The following is a 14,913-nucleotide window of genomic DNA, read 5'->3' on the forward strand; positions in this document are numbered from 1 at the left end:
CCAGGGGTTGAGCCATTAGGCTCGTTCCCGTTCGACGTGTGGCGTCCGGCACTCCCCTGCCTTGCCGCCTTACTTCGCGTACTGGTTGGTGGTCACGCGGATGTCGACGCACTCCGCCGTCTTGGAAATGTGCGCACCGTTGCCGGTCTTGCTGGTGTCGATGCCGGTAATGCTCACCAGCGGGTTCAACACGGTGTTCACCCCATGCAGGCGGGTGTGGTTGTTGCGGAACACGTTGCCGCTGACCTGGTACGACTGGGTGCTGGCGCTGAACTGCACACCGTACAGGTAGTTGTGCTTGAAGCTGTTCTGCGCGATGTAACCCTTGTTGGCCGTCACGGTCAGCAGGCCGTAGCCGCCGTTGTACTCCACGGTGCACTTCTTGACCGTCACATTTGCCACGCGCTTGTAGGCAACGATGCCGTTGCCCGCGTTGTTGCGGATCAGGCAGTTCTCGATGTGCACGGTGTCGGTGGTCGACATGGCATCCGGATCCGGTTCGATGTCGATGCCGGCCGCCGGCGCGATGCCGTTGGAGTTGCTGAACTCCGAGTCGTACACCTTCACGTTGCGCGCGCAGCCGATGGTCAGGCCCTGGCGGCGGTTGTTGGTCGAAACCACATTGCACACCACGGCATCCTTGGTCGGGATGCTCGGTGCACCGGTGACCATCGCGCCACCGATGCACATGCCGTCGCCCCAGCAGTCCGAAATGCGGATGTCGCGGATCGTCACGCGGTTGGAGCCGCGCACCATGATGCCGTGGCCCCACTCACCGGTCGTGCCCAAGTGGGCATGTCGATCGCCGATGATCTCACCACCGGAGATTTCCACGTCGCTGACCTTGTAGACCATCAGCACGTAGGCGCGGTCGGCACTATTGGGCTTGGCGCGCAGGCGGGCGCCATCGGCCAATTGCAGGTGCATCAGACTGCGCAGGCGCACATTGACGGTCGGGTCGAGCACGTAATCGCCGGCCGGTACGATCACGGTACCGCCAGTGGAAGGCAACGCGTTGATCGCGGCCTGGAACGCAGCCGTGTCGTCGTTGCTGCCATTGCCAAGGGCGCCATGGTCGCGGACGCTGACCACGGCGCTGCCGCGGGCACGTGCAACCGGCGTGTACGTAGCGGCGGTCGTGGCACCTGCGGCCAGGACCTTGCCGATTCCGCCGAAGCCGATGACGGCGGGCGTGGCGAGGATGAGGCTCTTCTGGATGAATCGGCGGCGCGGCTTCGCGGCCGCGTCGTTGGCGCGGATCTGGTTCACGTTCGTTTCCGGGTAGATGGACCTGGCCGCCGGCACGACGCCTGCGGCACCGAAGACGAAGCGAAGTACTGCCGGCCTCCCCGCCGTCTTCGCCTGTCATCACGTCACGATCATCTTCGTGACTGACGCGCACACTAACTCACGCCATCGTAACGGTGATGAACGAGGGGCAGGTTTCTTCCGGATTTGTGGACGTGTACGGATATTCACGCGCGAAGCGTTCAGCCACGCACGACGTTCAGTTATCTGACTGCGTGTTTCGCTTGGTCAGCGCTGTTCGCCTCACGTTGCCTGCGCAGAACTCTTGCGAAGTTGGGCGGCTCAAGCCGCTCGCGCAACATGGATGAACGGGCCTTTCCGGAAGCGCCAGCGATGAGGACCGGCGCATTCATCCTTGCGACTTGTGTGAACCGAACGATGCTGGCGGCGCCGCACGACCGCTCCTGAACAGGAGCAGATATCTCAATCGTCACGTGCCGAGCCGATCATCAACGTGCGGGAGCCGGCATCGGTGCATCCCTGCGCGGCAGGCGCAGGTCCGGTCCGCCTGCATCGGAGATCGCGGCAAGCAGTTCGGGCACCAGCGACATTGTTCTTGGCTGTTCGCTGTTGCTCATCACCACGACCGCGAAGCCGCTGGCGCGCATACCACGGAAGTCGACACCGATGCCCGGCGCGCCGCCCGGGTGGCTATATGCCACATCGCCATCGGCTTCGTAACGCAGTACGCCCAACCCGTGCGGCGGTGCGCGCGTGCCCGGCGGCAATTCCACGGGTGCGAACAGCAATGCCATTGCCTTCGGACCCAGCAGACGACCATCGAGCAGAGCACGGTGGAAGCGCAACAGATCGCGTGCGGTGGAATAGCCACCGCCGGCCGCAGCGCCGCGAGGCTCGGGGAGCGGCAATATCGGTGCATCGCGATCCTGCCCCGTGCCACCGCGGTGCGGAACCGCCGCGCGCTCGGCACGACCATCGATGGCGTAGTAGCCGGTGTCGCGCATGCCCGCCGGCGCGAACACGTGCTGCGCGACGTAGTCGTAGTAGCTCTGCCCGGATACCGACTCGACCAGCAGGCCGAGCAGCATGAAGCCGCTGTTGCTGTAGCGGAACGCCGTGCCGGGTTCGAACTCGGGCTCCGCCGCCAGCAACGGAATGTAGTCGCGCAACTGGTGCAGCGATTGGCGTCGTGCCTTGAAGTCCGGCCCCCAGAACGCACCGAGTCCGGACGTGTGCATCAGCAGTTGCCGCGCAGTGACCTGCTCGCGAACGCTCTGCACGGGCCAGTCCGGCAGGTAGCGGCCGATCGGAGCATCCAGGTCCAGCTTGCCGCGCTCGTGTAACTGCAGCACCGCGACTGTGGTGAACAGCTTCCCCGTGGACGCCAGATTGAAGCGCGTGTTCGGCCCGATGGCGGTGCCGGTAGCCGGATCGGCCAGACCCGCCTGCCCCTCGAACAGCACGTTCCTGCCGTCCGCCACCAATACGGTGCCACTGAAGCCCTGCGCTTTCGCTTTTTCAAGCCATGCCTGTGCCGCACGTTGCACCGCGGCTGCCTCTGAAGGCGACAGCTGCACTGCCGTGATTCCGGGCGCATAGCCGCACACGGGGCCGGCGACACCCAGCGCCAACGCCAGGCCGAGTGCGAGCGAGCGGATGGAACGTGACATTGCGGGCTCCCGTGGAATGACGCTAGTACGGATGCAACAGGACGTCGGACCGTCGCATCGCCTCGCGGCAGGAGCCGACTGCATGTGGACACACGAGGCACTCGATGCTGGCGAGCCGCGCCGCATGGCTATGCCCCATCGTTATGGCTGCACGCGCCAACCCGACGCTTTCACCATCGGCTAACGGGTCGAGGCGTGTATTGGCGTTCCACTAGCCTGTGGGTCCGTGCCATGAAGTCCCGCCTGCGCGACTGCACGTTCTCGGCCAGCATCGGAAGCGTCCACCGGCTTGCCCTGCTCTCCCTGTTAGCGCTCCTGACCGCGTGTGCGAGCACGCCCACCGCGCAATTCGAGCGGTCTGATACCGCCCACGCCGTCGAACGTCCTGGCCGGATCCTTGTGTACGACTTCGCGGGCACGCGCGGCGATCTCCCGCCCGATGCCCTTGTCACGGGCTACTTCGAGCAGAACGAAGCGGCGCAGACACCGAACGATGTCGAGTACGGCCGTCAGCTTGGCCGGCAGGTCGCGCAACAGGTGGTGGCTCGCCTTCGCGAGGCCGGCATCGATGCGTACCCGGTGGGGGCCGGGCCGGTGCCGAAGCTCGGCGACGTGGTGCTGCGCGGCGAGTTCGTTTCGGTCAATCCGGGCAGCCGGTCGATGCGCGTGCTGGTCGGATTCGGCGTGGGACGCGGCGAGATGAGCACGCTGGTCGAAGCGTTCCAGATCACCGCGACCGGCCCACGCTCGCTCGCGGCGGCGCAGACGAGCACGCAGGGTGGCCGCCTCCCGGGCGTGCTGCTGCCGCTGGGCGCGGCGAGTGCGGCGGGTTCGATCGCCACGAGTGCGGCGGTGTCGGGCACGTCCAACGTCATGCAGGAACGCGGAGCCGAATCGATCCGCGGCGCAGCGCAGCGAACCGCCACGGGCATCGCCGATTCGATCATCGCCATCTACCGCCAGAACGGCTGGTTGTAGTGCACGTGCGCCCGCGTGCCCGACGACGCTCTGCGCGTCACTCGGCGCGGATCGTGTTCTTGTAGATCCGTCCGTCCTTGACGATTACCCGGAAGTTCTCTTTCGGGCGGGTGATCAGCGCGATGTCCGACAGCGGATCGCCCTCCACCAGCAGCAGATCCGCCAGTGCGCCGACATCGACGACGCCCAGCCGGCCCGGATACGGATTGCGTTCGCCGGACAATGCGAGCAGCTGCGCGTTGGTGCTGGTTGCCATGATGAGCGCCTCGGCGGGCGTGTACCACTTGGTCAGGCTGGCCAGCAGCTGGCCCTGGCGTTGTGCCAACGCGGCGGAGAACAGCACGTCGGTGCCGAACGCGGTCTTGAGCTTGTACTTCTTCGCCAGCTGGTACGCGCGATCGGTACCGGCCAGCACTTCGCGGCCTTTCGCGTATTCCTCCGAATCCGGCGGGAACGCGCGAAGCAGTTCTTCCGGCAGCGGCTGGATGCTCAACCACACGTTGCGCGTCGCCAGCAGCTGGGCGGTGGCTTCGTCCATCAGGTTGCCGTGTTCGATGCATTGCACGCCGGCCTCGACGGCCAGGCGGATGGCTGCCGGCGTGTAGGCATGAGTGGTGACGTACGTTCCCCACTGGTTGGCGCCGAGTACGGCGGCGCGCAGTTCGTCCGGCGTGAACGTCACCACATCCAGCGGACTGTGCGGCGACGATACGCCGCCACCGGCCGTCAGCTTGATCTGCGACGCGCCGCGCATGAGCTGTTCGCGCACGCGCAGGCGGACTTCGTCCGGCGTGTCGGCAATGGCGGTGTCGCCCATCACTTCCGGGCGCGACTCGGACCTGCCGAGCGCGCGCGGTAGATCCTCCGGACTGCGGAAATCGCCATGGCCGCCGGTGACACTGATGATTGCGCCGGAAGGATAGATGCGCGGACCGGCCTGCCAGCCTTCGTCGATGGCGCGCTTGAGTCCGAACGAAGCGCCACCGACGTCGCGCACCGTGGTGAAACCGCGCTGCAACGTGTCCGACGCCTCGGCGCCCGCCATCAGGTTGAGGTAACCCGCGTTCGAGTTCAGGGCCACCGCGATCGTCGGCCGCACCGCCAGCGCATGCCAATGCATGTCGATCAGCCCCGGCATCAGCGTGCGTCCGCCGCCGTCGATGATCGTCATGCCCTGCTCGGCCGCAGCCATGTCGATCTTGCCGATCTGCACGATGCGATTGCCACGCACCAGCACGTCGGCTGCCTCCTGGAGGACGGGATCGACGCCGTTGAAGATGCGCACGTTGCGGAACAGGACGCTGGTCTGCGCCGGAGCCGGCGCGCTGCTGCGTGCTTCGATAGCTGCCGGCGCCTGCGCGTCGCGCGCAGTGATCTCCGGTGTCTTCTCGGCACACGCGGCCACGTAGAACAAGGCAGCCACTACCACCATCCTTAGCGGGCTCATGGGCGCGATCCGAGATGAACTGCGGTTCCTGTACGCCCGCGGCTGTTATGCGCCTGTGATGGGCAGCAACCCGCAATCGCCTCTACGTGGCGTCTGGACGTATGTCACTCGCGACATTTCACCAGCCCGTCACTGCAGTGGGCGTACGCCCTGCGGACTGAAGTCGCGTCCTCAAGGGGTTCACAGATGAACGCCAGGCTGCAGATGTCGATGCTCTGCTTCGTGCTGGGTCTGCTCGCCGCGCCCGAGGTGGCGGCGCAGGCCGTAGGCAGCTCCGAGGTCGGTGTCGCGCGATCCGTCGAATGGGGAAAGGTCCGCCGGGTGCTGGCCGTGACCATCCAGAACGACTCGCGCAACGTCGGCACCGCCACCGGCGCGGCGCTCGGTGGAATCGCGGGCAGCACCATCGGCGGTGGACGACGCGCGAACACCGCGGGTGCCGTGGCCGGTGCAGTCGCTGGTGGCGCGATCGGCAACCGGATGTCGCGCGGCGCTCAGTCGGGCATCGAGATCACGGTCGAACTGGAATCCGGACGAACCATCGCGGTGACACAGGAAGGCAGTGTCAACGACTTCCGCGTTGGCGATCGCGTGCAGGTGGCATCGGATGGAAGGACGACTCGGGTTAGCCGTTGATGCATCGTTGTGCGGCGTGATGGTCTTCGTCGAACGCATCGCGATGGCCGCGAAACCGCGGGCGCGGTCGATGGACCGCGCGCGTCATCGCCACGCAGGGAGGTCCAGATGAGGATCAGCGCGGGCGCGATTGCAGGCTGGCTTACCGTCGTCGCCCTGCTGATCGCGACGCCCGGCCTGGAAGCGCCCGGCCGCCCGCTGCTGCACACCGGCATCTTCATCTGGCTGGTTCTGGTGGTGCTGTGGAGCGCGTTCGATGCCGTGCAGGAGGCCGAGGCGCTGGCGCGGGAGCTGCCCGAACCATTCGGCACGCTGGTCCTCACGATGTCCGTGTCGGCGATCGAGGTGGTGCTGATCTGCGCGGCGATGTTCGTCGACGAGGAGGTCTCCACCCTTGCGCGCGACGCGATGTTCTCGGTGCTGATGATCGTGCTCAATGGCGTGGTCGGCATCGGCCTGCTGATCGGCGGCTACCGCTATCACGAGCAGTTGTTCAACCTGCAGGGCGCCACCGCCTACCTCTCGGTGGTGATACCGCTGTCGAGCATCGCCCTGGTGCTGCCCAGCTTCACCACTTCCACGCCGGACGGCACGCTGACCCTGCTGCAGTCGGTGTGTTTCTCGATCATGACGCTGTTCCTGTACGGCCTGTTCCTGTGGTTGCAGATCGGTCGCCACCAGGCCTACTTCGTGGAGGCAACGGAACCTGCGCCACCGCCCGCCCCTGCGCCAGCGATGCATGAGCCTGCTGCCGACGCGGGCCGCGCAAAGCGGCTGGCAATGCACACCGCCGGCCTGCTGCTGTGCATGGTGCCGATCTCGCTGCTGGCTACACCCCTGGCCGAACTGCTGGATCGCGGCCTGTCGCACTTCGGCATACCGACTGCGGTCGGCGGCGTGGTGATCGCCATGCTGGTGTTCGCGCCGGAGGGCATGTCCACGCTGATCGCAGTCGGCGCCAACCAGCTGACCAAGGCGATCAACGTGAGCCTTGGCGCGGCGACGTCCACGCTGGGAATTTCGGTGCCGGTGACATTGTTCGTTGGCCTGGCCCGCGGCCAGCCCGTACTGCTGGGATTGCCGCCGGTCGGCATCGCGCTGCTCGCCGCGACATTGCTGCTGACGACCGTCACCTTCCTCAGTGCGCGCACCACCATGCTGGTCGGCGCGGTGCACCTGTCGCTGTTCGTCGCGTTCCTGGTGCTTGCGTTCAACCCGTGAGCCGGCGCGCGGTGCGGCGCGCTCGGCAAGTATCCAACTATCGACCTGCCAAGTCCCGCAAAGCTAGAAAAGGAGCTCAGACGTACGGTCGGACCGCGACATTGAAGTCGCTAAAGGAGAAGCACTGCATGAAGCACGCGAACTCTCGGACCGTCTGGCTCCTCGCTGCAGTTATTGCGATCGGTGGCGTCGGTACTGTAGGGGCAGCAGACAGGTACACCTCGCAGACCACCACCCGCTCGGAGTACAGCGCCGGCTCGGCTGAAGGCGTCCAGATTCAGGAATGGCTGCGCGCAAAGGACGCCCCGTTTGGACCTGGTTCCGCTCTACGTTTCGTGCCGGGCGACCAGATCACCGTGGAACTCCGGTCGACATCGGTATCAAACGGCATAGTCGCGAAGAGCGTGCCTGCGCCACCCGTTCCATTGCCGACCAGTGGTCAGCCTGGTGACACCATCACCGTGACCCACGCCAACGGTCACTGGGTACAGGCGTGGTCGTACCAATGCTCTGGAAACTCCACCTCCGGAGCGTGGGGTCTGATCGCCTATCGGATCGAGAAGGCCGACTAGCGATGCCGGACTGATACGAGAGGGGCCGGAAACGGGCACTTCCTGACTGAAGAGCGTGGTGTGTCTCGCCTGACGCATGTGTGCCGGGCTGTCGGGGCCAACGCCGAAGCGCGGATCGTTCAACCCACCGTTCGCGGTGGAATGTAATTCACCCATTGCTGCAGGATCGTCTTCAACGCATCGGCCCGTGCGGACACGGCTCCCGGCTTCGTGAAGTTCACGCACGCCCGGTCCGGGCCCAACCATTCGAGAAGTCCTGTCGGGTCGTCGATCGCCGGTGGCGGCAACTCGCTCTTCTTCGCTCCCCGATGCAGGATGAGTTGCAGCGGGACCTTGCCGTTGAGGCGCATCGTGGCGAAGTGCTCGCCGAGGTGGAAACTCGGCGCGTTCCACTTCACCTCCTCGCCAATCCCCGGGCTGGCGGACAACACGAGCTGGCGGAGTGCTTCCATCTCTGCCCTGAGTGGTTGCGGCGCGTGGCTCATGAAGTCCTCCACGGATGGCGCGGACTTCAACTTGTGGCTCCCCATGATCTTCCTCCGACCGATTAGCGCCATGCCAGCGCATCAATGGCAGGGTTCGAGCGGATTGTCCGGCCGCGTCCTGACCTTGACTAGATCCTTCTATACCTAGGCCCAGCCGAACCAGGTCGAGCCTGCGACCTTGGGCGACGGCGGCCGTTCCTCGACGCGCAGGACCTCGCAACCGATCCGGCTTGCCGCGGCGATCACTTCCGCCTTCCGGAAACGCCCTTCGACCTGGACCGTGCCGCGGGTCGCATCCGGCGTGATGCGGGCGCCCAGATCGATCCGAAGCACGGCGTCGACCAGCGGTCTGGCCAGGCCAGACAGGTCGTGCACTTCCAGCAGCAGGTGGCAGTCGGGTGTGGGCATGGGCAAGGCCGGCGGCAGGTTGGCCGCGCCGGATTACAGCGACATGCCTCCGTCGATGGTCAGGCTGGCGCCGGTGACGTAGCCCGCTTCGTCGCCGGCGAGATACGCCACCATGCCGGCGATCTCCGACGGCACCGCAACGCGGCCGACCGGAACGTGCGGAAGCACGCGGTCGATCAGGTCCTGCGTCATGTCGGTGAGCGTCGGGCCGGGCTGGATGTTGTTGACGGTGATGCCGCGCGCCGCCAGGTCCAGCGCGACGCTGCGCACCAGCATGGCCACCGCCGCCTTGGTCATGGCGTACACGCTTGAACCCGGCGATGCGTGATTGGCGGTGTTGCTGCCGATGGTGATGATTCGGCCACCCTGCCCCATGCGCGACTGTGCGGCCTGGATGGCGAGGAATACGCCACGCACGTTGACCGCCAGGGCGCGGTCCAGGTCTTCCAGCGCGATGGCATCGATGGGCCCGAGCGTCAGCACGCCCGCATTCACCACGACGATGTCGAGACGGCCGAAGCGCTCGAAGGTCTGCTCGACGGCGTTGCGGATGGCATCGGCATCGCTGCTGTCCGCCTGGATCGCGACGGCCTGCGTACCTGTCGCTTCGATGTCGTCGGCCACTTCCTGCGCCTTGCCGGGCGACGTGGCGTAGGTCAGCGCGACGCGTACGCCTTCGCTGCCCAGCCGGCGCGCGATGGCGGCGCCGATGCCGCGCGATCCGCCGAATACCAGGGCGGCCTTGCCCTGCAGATGCTGCGTGTCGCTCATGTTGCTGTCTCCGAGAATGTAGATGGCAGCCGGCCAGGATCAGAGCCGCGCACGCAGCGGCCTGAAGGCGGCGCGCAGTTCGCTGGCGAACAGTTCCGGTTGCTCCCACGCGGCGAAATGGCCGCCCTTGTCGACTTCGTTGAAGTAGTAGAGCGTGCGGTAGGCCTGCGTCGCCCACGTCCGCGGCGCGCGGTAGATCTCGCCCGGGAACACCGTGATGGCCACCGGGATGGCGATCTCACCCGTCTTCTGCGCGACGGCGCTGAAGTTGTTGTTGTGGTTCTCCCAGTAGAACCGTGCCGCGGACACCGCGCTGTTGGTCAGCCAGTACAGGCTGATGTCGTCCAGCATCTCGTCACGCGTGAGCACGCGCTCCGGATCGCCGTTGCTGTCGGTCCACTGGGTGAACTTGTCGTACATCCACCCGGCGAGTCCCGCTGGCGAATCCGTCAGCGCATACCCGACGGTCTGCGGACGCGTCACCATCATCGCGCCGTAGGCGGCGTTCTTCGAAAAGAATGCGTTCAGTGCGTCGAATGCGGCGCGCTCGTTCGCGTCCAGGCCGGCGGGTGCGGGATCGCCCGCGTTGATCGCGCGGATGACATCCTGCGGCACGGTGGCGGGCATGTTGAGGTGGATGCCGAGCAGCCCTGCCGGTGCCTGCCGTGCCATCACGTCGGAGATCACCGAGCCGTGGTCGCCGCCCTGCGATACGTAGCGCGCGTAACCCAGGCGCTTCATCAGCACGTCCCACGCGCGACCGATGCGATCGGGCCCCCATCCGGCCTCACGTGGACGCTCCGAGAATCCGTAGCCGGGAATGGAGGGGATCACCACATGGAAGGCGTCCTCCGCGCGGCCGCCGTGCGCGGTCGGGTCCGTCAGCGGGCCGATGGCCTTGAGGAACTCGAGCACCGAGCCCGGCCAGCCATGGGTGAGGATCAACGGCATGGCGTCGGCGTGACGCGAGCGTACGTGGATGAAGTGCACGTCCAGCCCATCCAGCTTCGTGGTGAATTGCGGTAGTGAGTTGAGCTTGCGCTCGACATTGCGCCAGTCGTAATCGGTGGCCCAGTAACCGACCAGCGCCTGCAGCCGCGCCAGTTGCAGGCCCTGCGATTCGTCGCCGACCGTTTCGCGGTCCGGCCAGCGCGTCGCGCTCGCGCGGCGGCGCATGTCGAGTACGTCCGATTCCGGAATGCGCACCTTGAAAGGGCGGACGCCATCAGGCTGCGCGGCCGCCAGCACGTCGCCGGGCAACAGGCTCCAGGCGCCCGCGGCGGCCATGGTCATGGCAGCGGTACCGATGAAGCGCCGCCGCTCGCCGTCGATGGGTTCGTTGGTTTCGGGGGAATGCATTGTGGATACTCCTGGAATTCGTGGTGGTCTTCAGGTCGCGGTCGCAGTGCTTTGTCGACCCGGCGAAGCCAGATTGGGGCGCACGCGTATCTCCGGTGTGTCGGCCTACGCGGTGTTGTGTAACGAAATGTCGCCACTGATCAACCGCGGCTTCGGCGGCCGGCGAAAGTTGCCCGCTCTGCCCGCCAATGGCGTGCTGTCGTGGCCTCAGCGTGGTGCGCGCGTGGTTTCGAACAGGAACCAGCTGCGGCGCTCGGCCTCGTCGATCCAGGTTTCGAGCAGGCTGGTGGTGGCCACGTCGCCATACTGCTCGCACACGCCGTGCGTGGCTCGCAGGAACGACGCGAGCCGGCGGTTGTCGTCGGCCAGTTCGGCCAGCATGTCCTGCGGCGTGACGTATTCGGCATCGTTGTCCAGCAGCCGCTGCAGGCGCTGCACGTGGCCGATCGAGCGCAGCGTTGTGCCGCCGACCTTGCGCGCGCGTTCGGCGATGGTGTCGGTGGTGGCGAAGATCTCGGTGGCCTGGTCGTCCAGCAACAGGTGGTAGTCGCGGAAATGCGGACCGGACATGTGCCAGTGGAAGTTCCTGGTCTTCAGGTACAACGCCAGCATGTCGGCCAGCAGCACGGTGAGCGCGCCGGCAATGTCGATTCCGGATTGCGAACGCAGGTCCGTGCGGGTGTGCAGCGACGCCGACTGGCGCGATTTGACGGGCAGCATGTTCATGAACGATCTGCTTCCTTGAGGCGAGGCCGGCCGCTCGGCCGATGAATCCAGACTAGGCACGTCGATGCGCCGGCTGTATTGGATGATCGTTTCGTCTGCTCATACCTTGGTTTGTATCCGCGCATCGACGACGCGAAAAGCGCACGACGTTACCTGCGCCGGGCAACGCGACGGTGCTAGTGTCCGGCCGGTTTGTCGCCACTACGGAGACCCGCTTGCCTGCCCCGCCCCGCATGGATCCGTATCGCTCGCCCTCGCTGTCGCGGGGCTCGGTGCGTGCACCCGGACGCGAGTGCATGAACCGCATGGTGCTGCGCGCCGCGGCCGCGCTGCTGATGCTGGCCATCTTCCTGCTGGACACCCTGACCACGCTGGAAGGCGCGGTCGCGGTGCTCTACGTGGTCGCCGTGCTGCTGGTGGCCGGAACGCACCGGCGCGGCGACATCATCGTGGCAGCGGTAAGCGGCGCGGTGCTCACCCTTGCCGCGTACGTGGACACGCACGGCCTGGAGCACGTCGGCTCGCAGACGGTGCGCGCGTTCGTCAGCCTGGCGGCCATCGGCATTGCCGCGCTGCTGGCGCTGCGCAACCAGAGCGCGGTGCGCACGCTCGTCGCGCAGGCCACACTGCTGGACGTGTCGCACGACATGATCTTCGTGCGCGACATCGGCGGCACGATCACGTTCTGGAACAGCACGGCCGAGAGCGTGTACGGCTGGTCGCCGGATGAAGCGCTGGGCCGCAAGGCGGACGAGCTGCTCGGCACCTGCTATCCGGACCGGCGCGAAGCCATCGAGGCCGAGCTGCTGGCAACCGGGCGGTGGGAAGGCGTACTGGAACAGGTCACGCGCCACGGCAACACGCTGGTGCTCGACAGCCGCTGGGTACTGCAGCGCGACCATCACGGCCGCATCGTCGGCGTGCTGGAAACACACACCGACGTCACCGAACGCAAGGCGGCGTATGCCGCCCTGGTGCGCAGTGAACGGCGTTATCGGCGCATGTTCGACGAAAGCCGCATCGGCGTGCTCCAGCAGGACTGGAGCGCGGTACGGGCGGAGCTGGACGCCCGCGGCCTGCACGACGCGGAGGCACTGGCGGCGCACATCGCCGAGCATCCCGGCTTCATCAGCCAGGCGTGCCGACTGGCGTGCATCGAGGACGTCAACCCCGCCTTCGCGACGATGCTGGGCGGCGACGAGTCCACGCCTGCGCCCGCCTCCGTGCACGACGTGCTGGGCGATGCGGACCGGACATTCGCCGGCGCCCTGCTCGCCTTCGCACGCGGCGACGCGTTCCACGAAGGCGAGACCGAAATCGTCCGCGTCGACGGCAGCCGCGCGCCGGTGCTGTTCACCATCACGTTTCCCTTGCCGGAAGATGGCGATGCGACCGTGCTGGTGTTCGTGCTCGACAACACCGAGCGGCGGCGTGCACAGGACGCCCTGCTGCTGGCGCAGACCGAGCTGGCGCACGCCTCGCGCGTGTCCACGCTGGGCGAGCTGACGGCGTCGATCGCGCACGAGGTCAACCAGCCGCTGATGACCGTGGTCACGTACGGCGAGGCCGGCCTGCGCTGGCTGCGGCGCGACCCGCCCGATCTGGGCGAGGTGGAAACCGCGATCACGCGCATCGTGTCCGAAGGACGCCGTGCCGGCGAGATCGTGCAGCGGATCCGTGCGTTCCTGGGCAAGGCGCCGGCGCGCAGCGAAGCGCTCGACGTGACGGTCGTGATCGAGGATGCGGCGCGCCTGGTGCAGCACGAACTCGCGCGCGGCATGGTGGAGTTGCAGCTGGAGCTGGAGCCGCACCTGCCCGAGGTGCGCGGCGATCGCGTGCAGCTCCAGCAGGTGCTGGTGAACCTGATGGTCAACGCCAGCCAGGCGATGACGGGGCAGCCAGGACGCCGGCACCTCGCCGTGCGCGCGTGCGTCGGCGACGACTGCATCGACATCGCGGTGGCGGATACAGGTCCCGGCATCCTGCCCGAACACATGGAGCGCCTGTTCGATCCCTTCTTCACCACGCGACCGCAGGGCATGGGCATGGGCCTGGCGATCTGCAGGACCATCGCCGAAGCGCACGGCGGCCGGCTTGTCGTCGACAGCGAGCCCGGTCGCGGTGCGACGTTCACGCTGTCGCTTTCCATCGCGTCCACGGATATGCCCGCATGAACACGCCCGCCCACCCGCGCAGCCCGGCAACGCCTCCTCCCATCGTCGTCATCGTCGACGACGAGGCGGCGATACGCGAGGCGCTCGACAGCCTGTTCCGCTCCATCGGCCTGCGCACGCTGTCGTTCGCCTCGCCCGCGGAACTGCTGCAGGCGGCGGTGCCGGACGGTCCCGGGTGCCTCATCCTGGACGTGCGCCTGCCCGGCATCAGCGGTCTGGACCTGCAGGACCAACTGGCGCGGCACGGCATCGCGCTGCCCATCGTGTTCATGACCGGGCACGGCGACATCCCGATGTCGGTGCGCGCGATGAAGGCCGGCGCGGTGGACTTCCTGCCCAAGCCCTTCCGCGACCAGGACATGCTCGATGCGGTCGCGGCGGCCATCGAGCGCGACACGCAACGGCGGGCGGAGGCTTCCGCACTGGACGAGGTGCGCGCGCGCTACGCGACGCTGACCCCGCGCGAGCGCGAAGTGATGGCGCATGTCGCGTCGGGCCTGATGAACAAGCAGGTGGCCGGCCTGATCGGGCTGAGCGAGATCACCGTGAAGATCCACCGCGGCAACGTCATGCGGAAGATGGGCGTGCGCACCCTGGCTGACTTGGTGCGCCAGGCGCAGGCGCTGGGCGTGGCCACCGGCTGAGCCGGCCGCACGAACATACCTGCGTATGATTCCGCGCCGGGCGGCGCGCGGTTAACGTGCATGGGCCGCCATCGGATGCACGCTCGTGCACAGCGCGGCGCGAAGGGCCCGACTGATGAACCCCGCACCCATGATCGCCATCGTCGACGACGACGATGGCGTCAGGACATCGCTTTCCAGCCTGTTGCGGTCGCTCGGTCACGAGGTCCGCACGTACGGCTCGGCCGTCGCGTTCCTCGAGGACGCGGACGCGGGCGATCCCGGCTGCCTCATCACCGACATGCAGATGCCGCGCATGACCGGCGCGCAGTTGCTGGACGCACTGGCCGAGGCAGGACGTCGGTTTCCCGTGATCGTGATGACGGCCTATCCGTCCGACACCACGCGCGACCGCGTGCTGGCCAGCGGCGCCTTCGCGTACCTGGTCAAGCCGATGGACGGCCCGACCCTCGCGCGTTGCATCGTCGCGGCGCTGGAGCGTGGCGAAGGCAACCACACCTTCGTATGAATCCGCGAACCGCACGTACGATTCTCGCATCGCAACCAACGCCGT

The 14,913-nt window shown here is 66.9% G+C and carries 15 protein-coding genes; 7 read left to right on the plus strand and 8 right to left on the minus strand.

The annotated features are described in order from the left end of the window. Positions 1 to 69: 69 nt before the first annotated feature. Both VFE83_RS06725 and VFE83_RS06730 read right to left on the minus strand, forming a co-directional pair. Positions 70 to 1,269 (minus strand): right-handed parallel beta-helix repeat-containing protein, encoded by a 1,200-nt coding sequence (locus tag VFE83_RS06725; RefSeq protein WP_324904357.1) that lies wholly within the window; start codon positions 1,267 to 1,269, stop codon positions 70 to 72. 488 nt (positions 1,270 to 1,757) lie between these two features. Continuing rightward, positions 1,758 to 2,939 (minus strand): serine hydrolase domain-containing protein, encoded by a 1,182-nt coding sequence (locus VFE83_RS06730; RefSeq protein ID WP_324904359.1) that lies wholly within the window; start codon positions 2,937 to 2,939, stop codon positions 1,758 to 1,760. 231 nt (positions 2,940 to 3,170) lie between these two features. On the opposite strand from VFE83_RS06730, the gene VFE83_RS06735 reads away from it, so the two are divergent. Beyond that, the gene (locus VFE83_RS06735) at positions 3,171 to 3,917 is read left to right on the plus strand and encodes a DUF4410 domain-containing protein (protein ID WP_324904361.1); all 747 of its coding nucleotides are present in this window, start codon (positions 3,171 to 3,173) and stop codon (positions 3,915 to 3,917) included. Between the two features lie 37 nt (positions 3,918 to 3,954). Here VFE83_RS06735 and VFE83_RS06740 read toward each other — a convergent pair whose 3' ends face one another. Next, positions 3,955 to 5,364, minus strand: a complete 1,410-nt coding sequence (locus VFE83_RS06740) for a metal-dependent hydrolase family protein (RefSeq protein ID WP_324904363.1) — start codon at positions 5,362 to 5,364, stop codon at positions 3,955 to 3,957. Positions 5,365 to 5,550: 186 nt separating this feature from the next. Between VFE83_RS06740 and VFE83_RS06745 the strand changes: the two genes are divergently transcribed. From VFE83_RS06745 to VFE83_RS06755, 3 genes are all read left to right on the plus strand, one after another. Further along, complete coding sequence (locus VFE83_RS06745) at positions 5,551 to 6,000, plus strand: glycine zipper 2TM domain-containing protein (protein WP_324904365.1); 450 nt, start codon at positions 5,551 to 5,553, stop codon at positions 5,998 to 6,000. A 108-nt stretch (positions 6,001 to 6,108) separates the two neighbouring features. After that, a complete protein-coding gene (locus VFE83_RS06750) occupies positions 6,109 to 7,221 on the plus strand; it encodes a calcium:proton antiporter (protein ID WP_324904367.1) in 1,113 nt (370 codons plus the stop codon). A 128-nt stretch (positions 7,222 to 7,349) separates the two neighbouring features. Further along, positions 7,350 to 7,793: a hypothetical protein gene (locus tag VFE83_RS06755; protein WP_324904369.1), complete on the plus strand. Its 444-nt coding sequence runs from the start codon at positions 7,350 to 7,352 to the stop codon at positions 7,791 to 7,793. A gap of 119 nt (positions 7,794 to 7,912) precedes the next feature. Here the strand turns inward: VFE83_RS06755 and VFE83_RS06760 are convergent, their stop codons facing one another. From VFE83_RS06760 to VFE83_RS06780, 5 genes are all read right to left on the minus strand, one after another. Beyond that, positions 7,913 to 8,278: a DUF1801 domain-containing protein gene (locus VFE83_RS06760; protein ID WP_324904371.1), complete on the minus strand. Its 366-nt coding sequence runs from the start codon at positions 8,276 to 8,278 to the stop codon at positions 7,913 to 7,915. Between the two features lie 144 nt (positions 8,279 to 8,422). Continuing rightward, positions 8,423 to 8,686, minus strand: a complete 264-nt coding sequence (locus VFE83_RS06765) for a hypothetical protein (RefSeq protein WP_324904373.1) — start codon at positions 8,684 to 8,686, stop codon at positions 8,423 to 8,425. Positions 8,687 to 8,719: 33 nt separating this feature from the next. Next, positions 8,720 to 9,457, minus strand: a complete 738-nt coding sequence (locus VFE83_RS06770) for a 3-oxoacyl-ACP reductase family protein (RefSeq protein WP_324904375.1) — start codon at positions 9,455 to 9,457, stop codon at positions 8,720 to 8,722. A gap of 39 nt (positions 9,458 to 9,496) precedes the next feature. Further along, on the minus strand, positions 9,497 to 10,816 hold the full coding sequence (locus tag VFE83_RS06775; protein WP_324904376.1) for an epoxide hydrolase: 1,320 nt from the start codon (positions 10,814 to 10,816) through the stop codon (positions 9,497 to 9,499). Positions 10,817 to 11,023: 207 nt separating this feature from the next. After that, positions 11,024 to 11,542, minus strand: coding sequence for a DNA starvation/stationary phase protection protein (locus tag VFE83_RS06780; protein ID WP_324904378.1), 519 nt, complete (start codon positions 11,540 to 11,542; stop codon positions 11,024 to 11,026). 215 nt (positions 11,543 to 11,757) lie between these two features. Here VFE83_RS06780 and VFE83_RS06785 point away from each other — a divergent pair, with 215 nt between their 5' ends. From VFE83_RS06785 to VFE83_RS06795, 3 genes are all read left to right on the plus strand, one after another. After that, positions 11,758 to 13,716 (plus strand): PAS domain-containing sensor histidine kinase, encoded by a 1,959-nt coding sequence (locus tag VFE83_RS06785; RefSeq protein ID WP_324904380.1) that lies wholly within the window; start codon positions 11,758 to 11,760, stop codon positions 13,714 to 13,716. Beyond that, on the plus strand, positions 13,713 to 14,360 hold the full coding sequence (locus tag VFE83_RS06790) for a response regulator transcription factor (protein WP_324904382.1): 648 nt from the start codon (positions 13,713 to 13,715) through the stop codon (positions 14,358 to 14,360). The genes VFE83_RS06785 and VFE83_RS06790 overlap by 4 nt, the downstream gene beginning before the upstream one ends. A gap of 115 nt (positions 14,361 to 14,475) precedes the next feature. Beyond that, the gene (locus VFE83_RS06795; protein WP_324904384.1) at positions 14,476 to 14,868 is read left to right on the plus strand and encodes a response regulator transcription factor; all 393 of its coding nucleotides are present in this window, start codon (positions 14,476 to 14,478) and stop codon (positions 14,866 to 14,868) included. Positions 14,869 to 14,913 lie beyond the last annotated feature (45 nt).

This window comes from Lysobacter sp. (assembly GCF_035655815.1).
Classification (GTDB): domain Bacteria; phylum Pseudomonadota; class Gammaproteobacteria; order Xanthomonadales; family Xanthomonadaceae; genus Lysobacter_J.

Coding starts and splice junctions, on each gene's coding strand:
- VFE83_RS06730 (WP_324904359.1), bottom strand. CDS start 2,939: ATGTCACGTTCCATCCGCTCGCTCGCACTCGGCCTGGCGTTGGCGCTG.
- VFE83_RS06735 (WP_324904361.1), top strand. CDS start 3,171: ATGAAGTCCCGCCTGCGCGACTGCACGTTCTCGGCCAGCATCGGAAGC.
- VFE83_RS06740 (WP_324904363.1), bottom strand. CDS start 5,364: ATGAGCCCGCTAAGGATGGTGGTAGTGGCTGCCTTGTTCTACGTGGCC.
- VFE83_RS06745 (WP_324904365.1), top strand. CDS start 5,551: ATGAACGCCAGGCTGCAGATGTCGATGCTCTGCTTCGTGCTGGGTCTG.
- VFE83_RS06750 (WP_324904367.1), top strand. CDS start 6,109: ATGAGGATCAGCGCGGGCGCGATTGCAGGCTGGCTTACCGTCGTCGCC.
- VFE83_RS06755 (WP_324904369.1), top strand. CDS start 7,350: ATGAAGCACGCGAACTCTCGGACCGTCTGGCTCCTCGCTGCAGTTATT.
- VFE83_RS06760 (WP_324904371.1), bottom strand. CDS start 8,278: ATGAGCCACGCGCCGCAACCACTCAGGGCAGAGATGGAAGCACTCCGC.
- VFE83_RS06765 (WP_324904373.1), bottom strand. CDS start 8,686: ATGCCCACACCCGACTGCCACCTGCTGCTGGAAGTGCACGACCTGTCT.
- VFE83_RS06770 (WP_324904375.1), bottom strand. CDS start 9,457: ATGAGCGACACGCAGCATCTGCAGGGCAAGGCCGCCCTGGTATTCGGC.
- VFE83_RS06775 (WP_324904376.1), bottom strand. CDS start 10,816: ATGCATTCCCCCGAAACCAACGAACCCATCGACGGCGAGCGGCGGCGC.
- VFE83_RS06780 (WP_324904378.1), bottom strand. CDS start 11,542: ATGAACATGCTGCCCGTCAAATCGCGCCAGTCGGCGTCGCTGCACACC.
- VFE83_RS06790 (WP_324904382.1), top strand. CDS start 13,713: ATGAACACGCCCGCCCACCCGCGCAGCCCGGCAACGCCTCCTCCCATC.
- VFE83_RS06795 (WP_324904384.1), top strand. CDS start 14,476: ATGAACCCCGCACCCATGATCGCCATCGTCGACGACGACGATGGCGTC.